The organism is Treponema medium (assembly GCF_017161265.1).
GTDB lineage: Bacteria > Spirochaetota > Spirochaetia > Treponematales > Treponemataceae > Treponema > Treponema medium.
Genome location: NZ_CP031393.1, coordinates 2,004,483 through 2,020,082, shown reverse-complemented (window position 1 = coordinate 2,020,082; position 15,600 = coordinate 2,004,483). Strand labels below are relative to the sequence as shown.

Below are 15,600 nucleotides of genomic sequence, written 5' to 3'. Positions count from 1 at the left end.
CATAAAGCCGGATAATCCGGTCATAATGAATTATTTTTAGTACATGTATGCTCCGATGAGGCGGAGCTGAGTTGAAGAGGAGAATATTGTGGTAAAACATACCCCCGCATTAAATGAAGAACAAATCACCGCATTTCTTAAAGAAGTCGTAGAAACCGTTAAGACAGAAGAAGATCCCGATGTTCTTAACGCTTATCGTAAGATTTTTAGAAAGAACGTACCCTTTACACTGCGTTCTTATATCGCTGCTTATCTAATCAAAGAATTTGAAGGCTCATCCTTCCCCCGCTCGAAACCGTATAGCCGGCGTCCGAACGCTCGCTTCGGCGATCGTTCACGGGGATATGTTTCCGACCGTCCGCCGGTAGAACGCCCAATACTCGATCCATCTGAATCGGTAAGTATCTTTATGAGCATCGGTAGAAGCCGCCGTGTATTTCCCCGTGATATTATTACGCTGCTCATCCAAAATGCAGATATAAACCGAGAACGAATCGGCGATATTCGTATCCTCGACAATTACTCGTTTGTGCAGGTAATGAATGAAGATGCAGATAAGATAATCGAGAAACTCAATGATTTTTCATATCGCGGTAAAAATATTTCCGTCAGCTATTCCCGTAAACCGGAAGCTGAAGGGAGCATTACCGAAACTGTTATTGAAACAACCGAAAGCGATGCGGAATAAATGAAGTTGTGGCCTGTCCTTATTATCTTTATCTACACGGCGTGCTCGTTTAACTATCAGGAACTGCCGGAACAAACGGCGCCTCAACCTGATATGATATTTACAAACGTTACCTTAAAGCGATACGAGAATGCGATCGTCGATTTAAGCGTGTATGCACAAGCGCTCGAAATGTATGATGAAGAAAAAATTTGGGCGGGCAAGCACATCAGTTTTGTACAGTACGATAAAAAAACACAAAAAGAGTCTATGAAGGGGCAAACCGGTATTTTATACATCGATGAAAAAGCCGAAGAATACTCGCTGGGCGACACGGTATCCTTTCAGTTAATTGAAGATGATTTTTCAATCCGAAGCCCCGCCCTTATATGGAAAAAAAAAGAAAATCTCTTATCGGCGCCTGCCAATGAAATAGTAACGATTACTCAAAAAGATGAAATTACCATCGAAGGCAAAAGCTTTGTCGCGAATACCGCTGCAAAAGAATTCGCCTTTAACGAAGGTACCATCGGAACTATCTTGATAAAAGAAAAAGAACATACACAGGTGTCCGATTGATACAGAGTATTCATTCTTGAAGATGAGTTTCCATCGTTTTTAATCTCCCTCGATGCTTAAAATAGCACATTTTTTCTTAAAATGTTCATAAAAACGGCACTTTTTCTCTCAAATCTTTAGCCGAATTGCGGCTCATGCCCTATATATCCTTTAAGAAACTGCAACCATCGTGTTTTTTATGAGACGGTGGCAGGATGAGGAGCGTAAATAAAAGCCGTACAATAGCACGGTTTTTATGGGAGAAAAAAATGACTATTATGAGTTTTGCCTCCTTCGGCTATGAGGGGGAGATTATCAAGGTTGAAGCGGATTTGCGGCGTGGGCTGCCGATTGTCGATATTGTCGGACTACCGGGTTCGGCGGTAAAAGAGGCACGGGAACGGATGCGCGCTGCTATCAGTAATTCCGAGTTGTCTTTTCCACAAGAACGGATACTGATAAATTTAAGCCCTGCCGATCAGAAAAAAGAAGGCAGCGGGTTTGACCTGCCCATTGCCCTTGCCGTATTGCAGGCCGATTGCGCGCTCGATACACCGGTTATGGTAATCGGAGAGCTGGAACTTTCGGGACGAGTGAGGCCGGTGCGGGGCGTATTGGGCGCTTTAATTTCGGGAACCGCCGCCGGAATTGAGTACTTTATCGTACCGAAAGAAAATGAAGCGGAAGCCCGTATCCAGCAGGGGGTGCGCATATACGGTGTTGAAACGCTGCGGGAAGCTTTGGAATGCCTCTATGCGATTGAAGCGGAATTGCGCACAGAAAAAGACTGCAAATCAAACACAGGCGAAAAAAACGGCGGCGCACCGGCACAGGAGGCTATCGGACACATAAGCAACTCATTACGGCAAGACACCGTAGCAATTCACGGTGGCAGTGCTCTTATTCAAGGGAAAACGGCATACTGCACTGGCACGGCGGTGGAACCGATAATTTCCACTACCGCATCATGGTCGGAACCAAGTCAAGCAGATGCTGCCGCCAATACGGGTACGGGCGGCTTTTTCGAGGAGGTTTACGGGCAACGCGAACTGGTGCGGGCTTTGCACATCGCCGCGGCAGGCGGACACAGCGTACTTGCCTACGGGCCACCCGGCTGCGGTAAAACGCTTTCGATGCAGCGCTTTGCAAGCTTACTACCCGACCTAGACCCGAAAACGGCGGAAGAGGTTACCCATATCTATAGCATCGCAGGTCTTTTACCGAGTATGCGCGGTCATGATGTGCGGATTAAACGTCCGCCGTTTAGAATGCCGCATCCGAATGCCAGCCTTGAAGGAATGATCGGAGGCGCCGGAAAATGTATGCCCGGCGAAATCTCCCTTGCGCACGGCGGAACACTTTTTTTGGATGAAGCTGTACAATTTAAGCAAACGGTGCTGCAAACACTCCGTGCGCCGCTGGAGACGGGAACCGTTACTTTGAGCCGTGCGGGAAGGACGAGTACCTTCCCTGCTCGCTTCCAGCTTCTCATGGCGCTTAACTCATGTCCGTGCGGAAATCTCGGCGCCGATGGTAAAGTATGTACGTGCATGCCTGCCGTAGTTGAACAATACTGGAAAAAACTGACGGCGCCGTTAATCGACCGCATCGACTTGCGGATTCCGGTGTTTCCTCCTCAAGCATACGGGCTGCCGGAAAAGCCGTGTTATAATACCGCGGATATGCGCAAAAAAATTGCAGCTTCGGATAAAATGCAAAGAGAGCGTTACGCCGCATATCTGCGTAAAGGAACAACTGGAATGACGACGGGGAAACCCATAAACAAAAAGGCCGATGGTATCATCCCTTCCTATACTGTACAATCAACTGGTGTGCAGCTGTCTTATAAAAATGTCCATCTAACTCCGTCAGCCCTGTCGGCATTGTGTCCGCTAACCGGCGACGCGGAGCGTATTTTTACCCATAATGCCGAAAAAAAAGAACTTTCGGGAAGAGGCAGCCACGCAATTTTAAAGATTGCGCGTACCATTGCCGACCTCGCACAGGAAGATGTAATCGCTGCGGCTCACGTCGAAGAAGCAATCCGTCTCCGCGAATGGAGCTCCTTTTTACCGTTTTTTATGCATTGAAAGAAGTGAGAACGGTAGATACATTTATCATGCTATCCGTGTAGAGGGTGTAATATCTGCCGTTCATCTACCGCCATGGATGGCGGTTGTTCCACGCAGTAGCAATGGTGTGACAGAGCCACACCATTGCAGTCAAAACTATACACGGATGTATAGTTTTGACGAATGCTCTGCGTCGGGGTATATTGATTTCTACAAACTCGTAATGCAATCTTTCCTTATTTTCTTTACATTGCAATTCATCAAATGTCTTCCTTTATGATTTCTTCTTTGACGGTCGATACAGGCGGTTGCATCGGTCATTGGAAGTTTATATACAATCGGCTTTTTACTTTTTGTAAGCTGAGAGCTCCTCCATTGCAATATCCAAAGAAGACTGTTTTCTTCTCTTTTCTTTTGTCTCTTTTATGGATCCAACCAAGACAACTCTGTGTCTTGGTATTTTTAATACGTAAGTTTTATACCAATAAGGCTGTGGTTCGGGAATCTTAATATTTACCGCTCCCTTTTTGATGAAGAATTCTTTATTTTTCCAATATAAAACGGCATGATCTTCATATAGTTCAAGCTGTGCCTCTTCCTCCTTGCTGCTCCAACATTTTGCAGCAATCCATGCCGGTAGCGACATAGCAATAGGAATTAAACCGAATATCAAATAAACAGCATGCATAGGATGTTCTCTGAAATATACCGGTCCATATTCCGGTCCTTTCTCAATACCGGAGAACACAAGAAATGCATAAAAAGTCAAAAGTCCAAGAGTTACTCCAAAGAACACCATAATATACAATACACCGGGTGAATATTTATTGTATTGAAATGTTATTCTTCTCATCCTTTGCAACTCCTTTTTTAACGCTTTCTTCATATACATTATCTGCTTTTCAGTGATAAAATTCTCTATATATTCAAGCTGCTCTATTGTCTCTTTCTTAGTATTATTCAAGTAATTTCTGCAAAATACTCTTCTAAATGGTAATATATTTTCATGTCTTCATCATCTACATCACGCAGCACTAAAAACTTATTATGTTTTTCTTTATCAGCAAATACGAAGTTATGTTCACCATAATAAAATTGATAGCCTTTATCTTTCAGTGTCCAAAGCTCTCCTGCCTTAAAACTAAAAATATCTTTTTTAACAAGGTAGATCTTTCCTATTTCCATTTTTAAAACCTCTCTTTCACCTCATCCATCGGCTCCATCATATAAACTCTCAATGAGCAATGTTTATTTTAATTTTGTTACTGCTCATACATCTCTTTAAGCGATACTAATATCACTTTTTCATCCTGTAAAGTATCAAACCATTTTGTATAACCTGACAGTGAAAACAAAATATACGTTATTATGTCGTATGTCGGTGATATTACATTTGCCCGTCGTATCAACGTTTCATATATTCCCTTATCTATCTTTTCATGCTTAAATTTACACTCTCCTATGACCGCCTTTTTTTCCATTTCTGACAATGCAACCACATCAATATCAACAGATTGTACGACTTTCTCTCCATTGCTATTCAAAACTGTTTCCGTTCCCCACCATGTACCAACCGCGGTAATAAAACAATTAAATTTTTCAAGAACGCCTTGTCGCAATGTATAATATCTGCACATATCCTCAAATACTGTTCCCATAAAAAAATGTAAAACCGGTTTTACTGCTTTTTTATAATACAGCTTTCCCTGTCCCATTTCTATTACGCTGGCAGCCTTTGGAATAAATGCATACCAAAACTTAAACATGTGGTCTTTTAAAACGTACTGTGTCTTTTTCTTATTATTTTCCTCTGTAATACATTTTTTCTTTTCTACCAACCCGACACTTATTAATTTTTCAAGAGAATAGAGAATTGTCGGCTCTTTTTCATTTATTTTGTTAGCGATAACATTGATGGTATTTTTTCCTGATGCAATCTGCTCAATTATATTATTAACCACTGTTATGTCTGAAAATTCCTGTGTCAGAAGGTTTCTTGTTTCATCATATAAATATCCGTCTGTTCGAAAGAATAACCGTACAATATTTTCATCAAGATTTTTCTTAGGATCAATCATTGACAGATACTTTGCTACACCGCCGGTAATTCCGTAGCAGATTGCTTTATCCTCATAAGAATACTTTGGTACGAATTGAGCTGCATCCAAATAGTCAAATGCTTCTAATTTTATTTGAGAATCCCGTCTTCCAAATAACGGGCTTTTTTCACTCAGTACTTTATTTTCCATAAAGCTTAATGCAGATCCGCACAGTATAATTTTTAAGTTTTTATCCCGCCAAACGGTATCAATATACTTTTGTAATACTGAAAGTAGCGCTTCATCTTTTTCTGCCCAATACGGTAATTCATCAATTACCAGCAGTATTTTTTCATCTGACATATTTTGTGCAATAAAGTCAAACACGGCCTCAATTGTACGAAAGTTTATGTCTTCAATACCTGCTAAAAATACATCCGTTACCTGTTTTGAAAATAATTCCAAATTCCTTTCTTTACCCACTTTAGTGGCTGTATAAAAAATCACCTTTTTATCTTTCACAAATTCCGAAATAAGGGTAGATTTGCCAATACGTCTGCGCCCGTATATAACAGTCATTCTTAGTCCGGGTTTTTGATAAAATTCATTTAGATACGATAATTCTGTTTATCAAGTCAAATATGCTAAGGTAACATTATACCATGTTTAAGGTGCTTTTCTAACAGTTATCAACAATCGCAGTTTTTGATATAATCGCAAATTAAATCTAAGGAAAACCTCTAGTTTTGGAGGTTCCCAATATAAACAACAGGAGAATTCTTATGTACATAAGACCTGAAGATCGGCGTGAAAAATCGAATGCAAAAATAAAGGGAATGGGAATCGCATGTATGGAAGAACTGCCCTTGGTGGAATCATCAAAAGAGGCGAAGCTTAAAAGCTTTGGGGAAATCTGTGACAGAGCCATCGCGTGTCTTTTGTCGATTCAGTTGGCTCAAGACATTCATAATGAGCAAGGGTATGAAGAATCGAAGGAGCTTTTTTTACGGTTGCTTGAAAAATATGAAGTATCGGACTGCCTTTTGGAAAAAGAAAAACGGCTTTTTGACGGAACATACAGCGAACAGGATGTCATCGATGTCTGCTGGACTTATGAAGCTTATTGGTCGCTTGTGTGGGCTTTGGGCTTGGTCGAAGATATTTCGTATCCGAACACTATCTGTGATGTGGAGAGAGCGATAAAGCTGGTCGGCGACACCGATGGGAAAACTGCGTTTAAAGCACAGTGCAGACTCCGCGGTATAGAAGAAATACTGGATATGCTCGATCTGCACTACCGTTATCATTGGGCAACGGAGGAAAAACGGCTTCGTCCCGAAACGGAAATCAAAAACTTAAATCCCGATGTTTTGATGGAACGAAGACGCGGACTTGAATGGCTTATTTCCGAAGAATCCGATTGGTTCGATATTTCGATGGATACGTAGGCGAAAGCCGCTACTGCACTTTTGCCTTTTCCTCTTTCTGTCCTTTCTTCTTGATTTTGAGCAAAGAAAAAACAGTAAACCGATTTGATTTACTGTTTCGTAAGTTGATAAGGTATAGGTTTTATTTAATTATTTCATTTCGACAAACTGTAATTTTTATCTCTAAAAAACTGGAATTTGTCTTTCTTATCTGGCTTTCGCGGGTTTCTTTTCCGGAAGTTCAGCATACATACCATCCAGAAGTTCCAGAATTAGAGCCTTATCATCAAAACTATCAAATACATGCATCAGGGTCTTTGAACCTTCATACGGATAACGCAGTTCGGAATCTGCAAGCAGTCTGTCCGATGTCGGCGTTCTCTTTAAAAACAATTCATTATTGCAAATGTCACCTATCAGCTTACCGTTAAAATATACAAGGTATCCGCCCATCATAGATTTTATGACAATATCGCCGGATTCAGAAAAACTATCGCGAATATATTCATTAAATTCATTCACCTTGATTGTCCCCATCAAATTCTAATTTTTCTCTATCAAATATACATCGCTATTTTTATCCGGCGAAAATATATTCGATGACAAGTTCACAGATGGCATCGTTTTTATCGTAGCCGAAATATACCGGATATTTTCCATCACCGAAACCGCTTTGTATCATAGGAACGGTCAAGTCCGTTCCTTCTAACGGATAGTTAATCCAGTCCCCGCCATCTCGCTGAAAGCGTGGATTTGCTGCATAACTCTTTTTGAACTCTTTTGCAAAATAATCGTCGTATATATTTTTGTCGGGATTTTCGTTTGCCCAACGGCTTTCAAAATCGCAATAGGCATCCCGTGTTTTTACATCGACAACCGTTGCAAGCCCTGCATCGACATTAAACCCGAAAAAACTTTCTCCATTGACGTCGTCCAAATCTTCATTACCCGTTAAAGCTTCTCGATATACGGCAGCCTTTTCATTGGAAAATTTTACCCGTGTTGCAACATATCGGTAATGGTCTTCTTCTATTTCGGCAACTAAAGTTTCTAATGGAAAAATTCCTGTAGGTACTTTTTGCAGATACGGCTCCTCATTTTTGTCAAGGTAGACAAGCGGATCACGCACCAAAATATTTCCCGTCGGAAAATGCACGGTTCCCATCGGCAATATAAATAACTTTTTCCCCTGTACTTCATCTTGAGAAAACAAGTTACCGTAATGCACCGGAGATACAAGCAGCTCCTTCACTTTTTCATATTTTTCAATCCATTCTTTTGTCGGTATCATATAAACCTCCACATAAAGATTAAATAATATAGTATTTATCAGTACCTGTGTCCACAGACAAAAGTTTCATTTTTTGATATACTTACAAAAAGTTTTTATCGGAGTCATGATAAACAGTTCGGCAGGAATTCAGCCTCACTGTTTATCTGCCGAGTTTGTCTTTCGACAAACGTCGCATTATTATATGTGCTTTTTAACTTCGTTGCAAAAGCACGGAAAAAACTTTTTTTGCAAATTGATATTTGCTGCAAAAAGTTTTTATCGGAGATTAAGTTATGAAAAAAATGGAGCATCAATACTTCGGTCAGTTGAATCTTGCAACAACAGATGATGTGGAAGTAATTTGGGAAAAAGAGATTCAGGGGATCGACACATGGCTTTGGCTCGGCAAAAATGTAGAACCATCTACCGGCATACTCGACCTTTATGCACAGTTTCTTGAGAACATAGACGATAAAATAAAAGAAGCAAGAAAAGCACTGATAACATATTTAAAAGATGACAGCTACTATATTGACTTTCATATTGAAGAATGCGGACTGGAAGATTTACCGAGTGATATTACCGAGTTTGTAAGTAAAATGAAGATAACCAATATCGGCTTATGGATTGAAAGTGAAGGGCCGCATATCACAATGGATTTTATGATTGCGCCTGATGAAAGCGATGAAATACTCTGCGTAAAATTCGGTGAAGATGCAAAGATCATAGCCATTGATTGGGAAAGTTAATATGCTTAATTACTAAGAAAAGGCAGGTGTAACATGAAAAAAATAATATTGACTATTCTAATTATATTTACAGCATTTTCTGTAAATATATCTGCAGAGGAACTGAGTATCCAGAAAAATACCATAAGCATAAGTTTTGATTTTAGCAAAAAATTAAGGCTTGCGAGTAATCAATTTGCTGTATGGGTCGAAAACGAAAAAGGAATGCTCGTAAAAAATTTATTTGTTACCGATTTTACAGCAAGAAAAGGTTGGGAAAAACGGCCTGAAAGTCTGCCCTCATGGAGAAAAAACGTAAAAGATACCGACATAGATGGAATAAGCAGTGTGACTCCTAAATCAGGAAAGATTCAATTGCAATGGGATATCAAAAATGAAAACGAAGAACCGGTAGAAAAGGTATCTATAAAATATTTATTGAAGCAAATATAAAATAGGAAAATACCGTGTTATTTACATACGAGATAAAGATAGATGGCAATATTACAATAGGCGAAATTACAGAAAAAATATCGGGAAAAGGTTATAATAAACAAACCTTGATAACTAATATAGAAATAAAATTTTATTCGTGTAGAGATGTTATGAAAAACAGCTATTATATACGCATAAAAATTTTCTTCTCATTTAAAAAGTAAAGGTTTTGATGTTTTAGGATCATTTGAATGCAAGGGCTTTGATACCTACGGCCTATTTAAATTCTTCGCTGTCCTAGCCAAAGGGCATCCCAATGTTAAAAACATTGAAAATGCCGTAAAATTTATAAAAGATATTGAATAGGTTAAAAGACGACGGAAAAGTTCTTCAATTTAAGGTTTGAACCATAAAAAATATGAAATATTATGAATAAAATGCGCATAATTGCTCCTTTACTCTTTATTTTTCACGATTTTGAAGAAATTATTTTTATTAAATATTGGATTTTCTAGTTGAAAAAACTAATTGATTCAGCTATACTTAAAGAGATACAAGATTATATTATCTTGATTAAACTATAGATTGGTTTTATAAAATAAAGGATATAATAATATGCAAAAAAATTGGTTTCCGAAAGATTATAAAATTTTACGAGATGCTGTACATGGAGATATAATTATCGAAAATAGATATATTGCTATTATAAGTACAAAAGAATTTCAAAGATTAAGAAGAATTCGTCAATTATCGATTGCTAGTCTAATATTTCCTAGTGCAGATCATACTCGATTTAGCCATTCTATTGGAACTTTTTATGTCATGAAAAAAATGATAACTCAAATTTCAGAGCAATTGTCAAACTTAAAGTATGATATAAGTGAACGAGATAAAGATGTTGCCTTACTTGCAGCATTACTTCATGATATAGGTCATGGCCCATTTTCTCATGCTTTTGAAAATATTTTTTCAAATATACAAACTCATGAACATTGGACTGTAGATATAATTAAAAATAAAAAAACATCAATACATCAAGCTCTATGTGTTGAGTTTGATGAAAATATGCCAAATGATGTCGCAAGTCTTATTGAAAAAAATACAATAAAAAAAATAGATGATTCTAATAGAATATTTTATAATGTACTATCTTCATTAATTAGCAGTCAAATAGATGCAGATCGATTAGACTATTTGCTCCGTGATAGTTATCATACTGGTGTTATTTTTGGCAATATAGATTTAAATAGGATAATAAGTGCAATACATATTACAATATATGATAGTCAACCTGTCGTATATATACAAGAAAAATATCTAACCGATATAGAAGAGTATCTATTTTCACGATATCAAATGAATAAAAGTGTTTATTATCATCCTATAAAGCTAGAATTTGAAGAGATAATACGATTAATATTTACACGAGTTAGAAAATTAATTGATGATAAGAAATTAGAGTATACTCCTGAATATATAAATAAAATAAATAATAATAAATTATCTATTGCTGAGTATTGTGATTTAGATGAATCAACTTTAACTTCTGATTTTAAAATCTGGATGAAATCTAAAGATAAAGTCTTATCAAAATTATGTACTGCTTACATTAATAGAGAGAAATTTACTAAAGTAAGAATCTTAGATGGGAAACAAAAGAATATTGATGATTTCAAAAAAGAGTTTTTTCAAATTTTACAACATTATAAACTAATTATGGATAATATGAATACAAAATATTTTTGGATAGAAAAAAAATTTGAATTTACAATGTATAAATCTAATAAAGAAAATATATTAGTATTGAATAAATTAGGAAAAATGCAAGATATCACAGAGATATCTTCGGTATTTAATAATTCACAGAATGATATAGTAAATAAGTATACTGGTATATACACATATATAAATTATGATATTTTGGAATATCTGGTTATCGAAAAAAAAAGTGAATGTATTCAGGAAGTAAGAAATTTAGTGGATTCTTATGATTCAAGAAATCATATTGAAATTGAAAATAAATATCTGCTAAATGAATTATCGTTTGATGAGATAGAAAAATTTTTAGCTGAAAATTATCATGAAAATTTTAAGCAAATTGATTTTTGTGAACAAATAGACACATATTATGATACCTTGAAAAGAGAATTTTATGAAGCCAGTGAAACAATAAGGATTCGAAAGAGGAACTCAGACTACATTTTCACAATAAAAACACCTGTTTCAAAAACAGATACTGATTTAGTAGAGAATAAAAATGAGAGATTCGAATATGAAAAAAAAATTTCTTCTGACGATATTGCTTCATGTTATGATTATATCAAAGAAAAATCCACGTTAGAAAAAGATATAACAACAGAATTTGTTGCACCGTTATTAATAATAAAAAATAAGCGTAAAAAATTTGAGTTAGAATATAAAAACGCGATTCTTGAAATTTCTTTTGATGATTTCTCTTATCATAGGGATATTTCTCAAGAATCATATTTCTCACAAAAGCAAATAGAAATTGAGTTGAAATCTGATTATTCAAAAAAAATACTTCTCGAATCTTTCTGTATATTTTTTGAAGATAAATTTCCATGTATACATAAAACAGTTGATTCAAAACTCAAAATAGGCATGTCAAAATTAAATGATTAAATTATAATAAATGAATTAAAAATATAACCCACTATCCACCTTTCAAAAGAATCTTCCCCTTTCCCGTAAAATATTTCCAAAAACCGCTTACCTTGAACCTAACTCCAAGGTTTATATTATTAGTAATTAGGATGGTTTAATATGAATAAAATTCGTATTATGGGTATTTTTTAATCAAGAACACGAAAAGTGGCTTTTAGCTGAACGTAAAAAGCAAAGCATCTACTTAGCAAAAATCTGTGAGAAAATCGACTTTTTTACTGAAATATGTTGTAACGAGAGCTTTCATAATCTATCGTTATGCACTATCAGCATGATTTTATACAGTTTTTGATTTATTTTGTTTTTTATGTGAGAAATGAGCTAAAATTTTGCCATAATTTTTTCTGGTGTGGTTTCCCTGTACCATAAATACTTCCTAACTATTTTTTTGAAAAAAATATGATATAATATTTATAGTGTTAATTATATAGGAGGTATCAAATGGCAGTTCCGGTTTCTGAGCTTACACAAATGGTGAAAATGCTAACGGAGGAAGATTATACAGCGGTGATAAAATATATTGAGTTTCTTATTAGTTCCTGTAAGAAAATACCAAAGCTATCATCCGACAAATACAGGAAATGTTTACCGATGATAAAGGATGGACTTCTGAAGAAGAAATGTTATCGAATATGGCGGCTTTTTGCCGCTCACAGTTAGTATAATGTGAATTTTTTTAGATACGAATGTTCTTATTTCTACATTTGTATTCGCAGATAAGACAGTCAATCTTTTAGAAAGACCTTTGATATTTTTTCCTACAATGTTATATAACATAGGTTATGATAGAGTATAAACTACTATGAAAAGTTTGCCCCTGCAAAATCAAATATAGGGAATGTTACAATTCTTCTATGAAAACGAGGACTTTGGCGATAAGCTGATAGATTACATTAAGAATAATCCCGAGAAATTTGTCTATGTGGGCAGTTATGAAACAGATGAGGATTAGAGAGAAAGCAACAAACTATGATTTATGTTAAATTCTATAGCAAAACTAAAGATTGTTTTTTAGAGGACATCAACAGAAAACCAAGTGCCGAGATTGAAAAAATGATAAACCGGGAAGCTGACATTATCTATCAATCTCCTCATACAAATAAGATTATTTGGGCATCAAAGCGGCGGGACGAAAATTGCGTAAGCATAATCGCATTTGATGAAACTGCGAACAAAATTGCTTCTATAAAAATGGAAGATGAATTGAGCGATTCAGATATAGCTTTTACAAGTTTAAATGAAGAAAATCGTATAATAGTATCTTTTTCAGCAGGACAGGACGGCTCCCAAGATTATTGCATAGAATTAACTCAAAATGAGCTGAAAATAATATATAAGTTTCCTAAAAATTTATCTTATATGTTTAGCTTCGATAAATATGCTTTTCTTGCTGATTTTTACAGTTCGGCTTTTTTTAAAATTTCTTCCTCGGATTTTACGCCGATTGCTGAAAATACATCTTCTTTATTTAAAGAAGATTCATTATCCAATGTACAGAAAATCAATGATAGTTTCGGAATATTTTGTACCACTGAGGGGAAATGCTATGTATTTGACTTATCCGCACTTGAATTAATTGATGAGCTTATTATTGATTGTAAAATAGATGATTTAGAAAAAAATTGGACTGTGAATGCATTATTTCAAACAAGGGATGAGATGATATTCCAATATCGCAATTATAAAAATGGGAAAGAAAGCATTGAATGGATAAGCGTAGATAAATTATATTTGGATAGGATTATCAAAGAACAGATACTATGATATAATTAAAAAAAGGATAAATATTATAAAATTAATAGAAGCACTAAAAAAATTAAAAAAATATCCTAGACGGCGGTTACGGTAAAGATGGAAACTTAAAAGAAATAGGATTGAGCGAATACAGTTTGTCGCAAAATTAAAATTTTGAAATGTAATAATATATAAGAAGAAGAGGGCATAATTATGCGAGCGAAAACCGGCGATGTATACTGTGTGTATAATTCACATTTAAAAAAATATACTGCGTGCCAAATAACCAAGATAGAGGAAGGTGAGAAAAAACCGAAAGCAGTGCTGCTCTGGTTAGATTGGTCGGGTGAACAGCCTCTCAAAGAGGAAGAATTACCTTTACTAAAGCCGCTTTATCAGGACTTTATGTACTGGAAACGTGGTCTGCATCTTTGTAATGTTGATATCATGGTGCCTGCGAACCATATGTTAATCGGTAACATGCAGCCATTAACCGATGAAAGCACAAATACCTATGCAATGTTTTGGGGAAACGGATATGAAGTATATCGTCAACTTAAATGGCAGGAGATTCCTAAAGAGCAAAGAGATGCGTTTAAAAAAGCGGAGAGCAGTAAGGAAAAAATTATATTTGCCGGAAAAGAAATATCGGTTTCCAGACATCGCATACATGATGATGTTCCTTTTGAAAATGTGCTGGAATTAAAAGCCTTTCCATGCTTATCCTATTTGGCATGTAAAAAATGGCATATCGGTTTATATGACTATTTACAATCATGTCCGTTTTTAGATGAGCTGGTACTTGAAAATCATCAGCAAAAAAGATTGGATTTTTCCAATGCGCATTTGCACAAACTTTCTATTGATATGAACGGCGTGGAAGAACTGTATCTGAATAACGAATTGGAAGAACTTATTCTGTTAGGTGAAGTAACAAATAACTGTAAAATACATGCTGTTGAAAACGGAGCTTTATTACTTTTAACATCAACTGAAATAGTGCCTAAAATACAGGGGCTAAAAGACTTGGGCAAACTGCATTGCTCAGAGATTACAGAACTTGATGTAGCCGAGATTTTAAAAGCATATCCGATGCTGAAGGAATTGCGACTATGGGGCAAACCCGGTATTCTTTCTAACCTTTCTATGCTATCCCAATTTACAAAACTGGAGAGCTTTACTACGGTTGATTTATTCGGTTTTTCTGCCGAAGACATTCCGGAGCCGGAATGTTTACCTAACTTACATTGGTTTTGGATGAGCAGCCTGCCGGAAAATGCGGCAAAAAAAGCAAAACAACTGTATAAAAAGAAAACAGAACGAGGTCTTAACCTTTGGATACAAAAGCCGAGAAAACCCGAATGGCTAGCGCAGAACCTTGACAATCCGTTCCGCTCATGGGACGGACAGGAAAATATTTCTGCAGCGAATGCCAAGAAAGCGGCCGATTTATATAAAAAAACAAGAGCCGAAATCCTCAAATTGGAACAAATGTCCCCAAGCGAAGCCGCACAGTCAGCCGAAGCTTTGGTGAAGGCCTATACCGAAAGTTTTAATAAAATGGACAAACGCAAGTATTTTATCGAAACAGTAGAAAGAGAGGATATCTATTGTGCTCTTACAGAACTTTTAGATTTAATACCGCCTTCTCTATCTATCAATAAAGAAAAACTCTTAGAAATTTTTGACCTGACACGGGATTTTTAGGATTAAAAGATGTTTCCGAATTATTTTGACGGCGCAACTATTTTAACGATTGCTCACTTAGCCGATGATTCTGAAAATGAATTTGTAAAAAAGATATTCGCAATGATAAATCAACAACCCCGACGCTTGCGTCGGGGCACAGTGCTCAACGTTTCGCACTGTGTGTTCTATAAGGTGGTTGCAGTCGGCTTTAATACCCTTTATTACGACGCAAGCATCGGGGTATTAAACTCTCCGCACGAATAAAGACTTCGAGAATCTTTCTCCAAAAGAAT

15 protein-coding genes are annotated in these 15,600 nt (G+C 36.3%); 10 read left to right on the top strand and 5 right to left on the bottom strand.

The window, feature by feature from the left end; genetic code table 11:
- Positions 1 to 88: 88 nt before the first annotated feature.
- The 3 genes from DWB79_RS08905 (at position 89) to DWB79_RS08895 (ending at position 3,315) form a co-directional block, all read left to right on the top strand.
- Complete coding sequence (locus tag DWB79_RS08905; protein WP_016523710.1) at positions 89 to 688, top strand: DbpA RNA binding domain-containing protein; 600 nt, start codon at positions 89 to 91, stop codon at positions 686 to 688.
- Complete coding sequence (gene lptC, locus DWB79_RS08900; RefSeq protein ID WP_016523709.1) at positions 689 to 1,246, top strand: LPS export ABC transporter periplasmic protein LptC; 558 nt, start codon at positions 689 to 691, stop codon at positions 1,244 to 1,246.
- Positions 1,247 to 1,494: 248 nt separating this feature from the next.
- Complete coding sequence (locus tag DWB79_RS08895; RefSeq protein WP_016523708.1) at positions 1,495 to 3,315, top strand: YifB family Mg chelatase-like AAA ATPase; 1,821 nt, start codon at positions 1,495 to 1,497, stop codon at positions 3,313 to 3,315.
- 328 nt (positions 3,316 to 3,643) lie between these two features.
- Here the strand turns inward: DWB79_RS08895 and DWB79_RS08890 are convergent, their stop codons facing one another.
- The 3 genes from DWB79_RS08890 to DWB79_RS08880 form a co-directional block, all read right to left on the bottom strand.
- Positions 3,644 to 4,150, bottom strand: coding sequence for a hypothetical protein (locus tag DWB79_RS08890; RefSeq protein WP_016523707.1), 507 nt, complete (start codon positions 4,148 to 4,150; stop codon positions 3,644 to 3,646).
- Positions 4,151 to 4,257: 107 nt separating this feature from the next.
- A complete protein-coding gene (locus DWB79_RS08885; RefSeq protein WP_016523706.1) occupies positions 4,258 to 4,482 on the bottom strand; it encodes a hypothetical protein in 225 nt (74 codons plus the stop codon).
- A gap of 77 nt (positions 4,483 to 4,559) precedes the next feature.
- Entirely contained in the window at positions 4,560 to 5,915 is a 1,356-nt protein-coding gene (locus DWB79_RS08880) for an ATP-binding protein (RefSeq protein ID WP_016523705.1), read from the bottom strand.
- Between the two features lie 203 nt (positions 5,916 to 6,118).
- On the opposite strand from DWB79_RS08880, the gene DWB79_RS08875 reads away from it, so the two are divergent.
- The gene (locus DWB79_RS08875; RefSeq protein WP_016523704.1) at positions 6,119 to 6,784 is read left to right on the top strand and encodes a DUF4272 domain-containing protein; all 666 of its coding nucleotides are present in this window, start codon (positions 6,119 to 6,121) and stop codon (positions 6,782 to 6,784) included.
- Positions 6,785 to 6,970: 186 nt separating this feature from the next.
- Here the strand turns inward: DWB79_RS08875 and DWB79_RS08870 are convergent, their stop codons facing one another.
- Together DWB79_RS08870 and DWB79_RS08865 are read right to left on the bottom strand one after the other, a co-directional pair.
- A complete protein-coding gene (locus tag DWB79_RS08870; RefSeq protein ID WP_040859614.1) occupies positions 6,971 to 7,285 on the bottom strand; it encodes a TfoX/Sxy family protein in 315 nt (104 codons plus the stop codon).
- A gap of 55 nt (positions 7,286 to 7,340) precedes the next feature.
- Complete coding sequence (locus DWB79_RS08865) at positions 7,341 to 8,054, bottom strand: DUF4241 domain-containing protein (protein ID WP_016523702.1); 714 nt, start codon at positions 8,052 to 8,054, stop codon at positions 7,341 to 7,343.
- Between the two features lie 275 nt (positions 8,055 to 8,329).
- Here DWB79_RS08865 and DWB79_RS08860 point away from each other — a divergent pair, with 275 nt between their 5' ends.
- The 6 genes from DWB79_RS08860 to DWB79_RS08835 all read left to right on the top strand — a co-directional run bounded on the left by DWB79_RS08860 (position 8,330) and on the right by DWB79_RS08835 (position 15,571).
- Positions 8,330 to 8,785, top strand: a complete 456-nt coding sequence (locus DWB79_RS08860) for a DUF2004 domain-containing protein (protein ID WP_016523701.1) — start codon at positions 8,330 to 8,332, stop codon at positions 8,783 to 8,785.
- A gap of 33 nt (positions 8,786 to 8,818) precedes the next feature.
- Positions 8,819 to 9,217 carry a DUF2271 domain-containing protein gene (locus DWB79_RS08855; RefSeq protein ID WP_016523700.1) on the top strand — a complete coding sequence of 133 codons (399 nt, stop codon included), beginning with the start codon at positions 8,819 to 8,821 and terminating at the stop codon, positions 9,215 to 9,217.
- Between the two features lie 597 nt (positions 9,218 to 9,814).
- Positions 9,815 to 11,842, top strand: coding sequence for an HD domain-containing protein (locus DWB79_RS08850; RefSeq protein WP_016523698.1), 2,028 nt, complete (start codon positions 9,815 to 9,817; stop codon positions 11,840 to 11,842).
- 1,011 nt (positions 11,843 to 12,853) lie between these two features.
- Entirely contained in the window at positions 12,854 to 13,648 is a 795-nt protein-coding gene (locus DWB79_RS08845) for a hypothetical protein (RefSeq protein ID WP_016523696.1), read from the top strand.
- A gap of 183 nt (positions 13,649 to 13,831) precedes the next feature.
- Positions 13,832 to 15,325: a hypothetical protein gene (locus DWB79_RS08840; protein WP_016523695.1), complete on the top strand. Its 1,494-nt coding sequence runs from the start codon at positions 13,832 to 13,834 to the stop codon at positions 15,323 to 15,325.
- A gap of 9 nt (positions 15,326 to 15,334) precedes the next feature.
- On the top strand, positions 15,335 to 15,571 hold the full coding sequence (locus DWB79_RS08835; RefSeq protein WP_016523694.1) for a hypothetical protein: 237 nt from the start codon (positions 15,335 to 15,337) through the stop codon (positions 15,569 to 15,571).
- Positions 15,572 to 15,600: the final 29 nt, after the last annotated feature.

Coding starts and splice junctions, on each gene's coding strand:
- DWB79_RS08895 (WP_016523708.1), top strand. CDS start 1,495: ATGACTATTATGAGTTTTGCCTCCTTCGGCTATGAGGGGGAGATTATC.
- DWB79_RS08845 (WP_016523696.1), top strand. CDS start 12,854: ATGATTTATGTTAAATTCTATAGCAAAACTAAAGATTGTTTTTTAGAG.
- DWB79_RS08860 (WP_016523701.1), top strand. CDS start 8,330: ATGAAAAAAATGGAGCATCAATACTTCGGTCAGTTGAATCTTGCAACA.
- DWB79_RS08875 (WP_016523704.1), top strand. CDS start 6,119: ATGTACATAAGACCTGAAGATCGGCGTGAAAAATCGAATGCAAAAATA.
- DWB79_RS08855 (WP_016523700.1), top strand. CDS start 8,819: ATGAAAAAAATAATATTGACTATTCTAATTATATTTACAGCATTTTCT.
- DWB79_RS08890 (WP_016523707.1), bottom strand. CDS start 4,150: ATGAGAAGAATAACATTTCAATACAATAAATATTCACCCGGTGTATTG.
- DWB79_RS08880 (WP_016523705.1), bottom strand. CDS start 5,915: ATGACTGTTATATACGGGCGCAGACGTATTGGCAAATCTACCCTTATT.
- DWB79_RS08850 (WP_016523698.1), top strand. CDS start 9,815: ATGCAAAAAAATTGGTTTCCGAAAGATTATAAAATTTTACGAGATGCT.
- DWB79_RS08835 (WP_016523694.1), top strand. CDS start 15,335: ATGTTTCCGAATTATTTTGACGGCGCAACTATTTTAACGATTGCTCAC.
- DWB79_RS08840 (WP_016523695.1), top strand. CDS start 13,832: ATGCGAGCGAAAACCGGCGATGTATACTGTGTGTATAATTCACATTTA.
- lptC (WP_016523709.1), top strand. CDS start 689: ATGAAGTTGTGGCCTGTCCTTATTATCTTTATCTACACGGCGTGCTCG.
- DWB79_RS08885 (WP_016523706.1), bottom strand. CDS start 4,482: ATGGAAATAGGAAAGATCTACCTTGTTAAAAAAGATATTTTTAGTTTT.
- DWB79_RS08865 (WP_016523702.1), bottom strand. CDS start 8,054: ATGATACCGACAAAAGAATGGATTGAAAAATATGAAAAAGTGAAGGAG.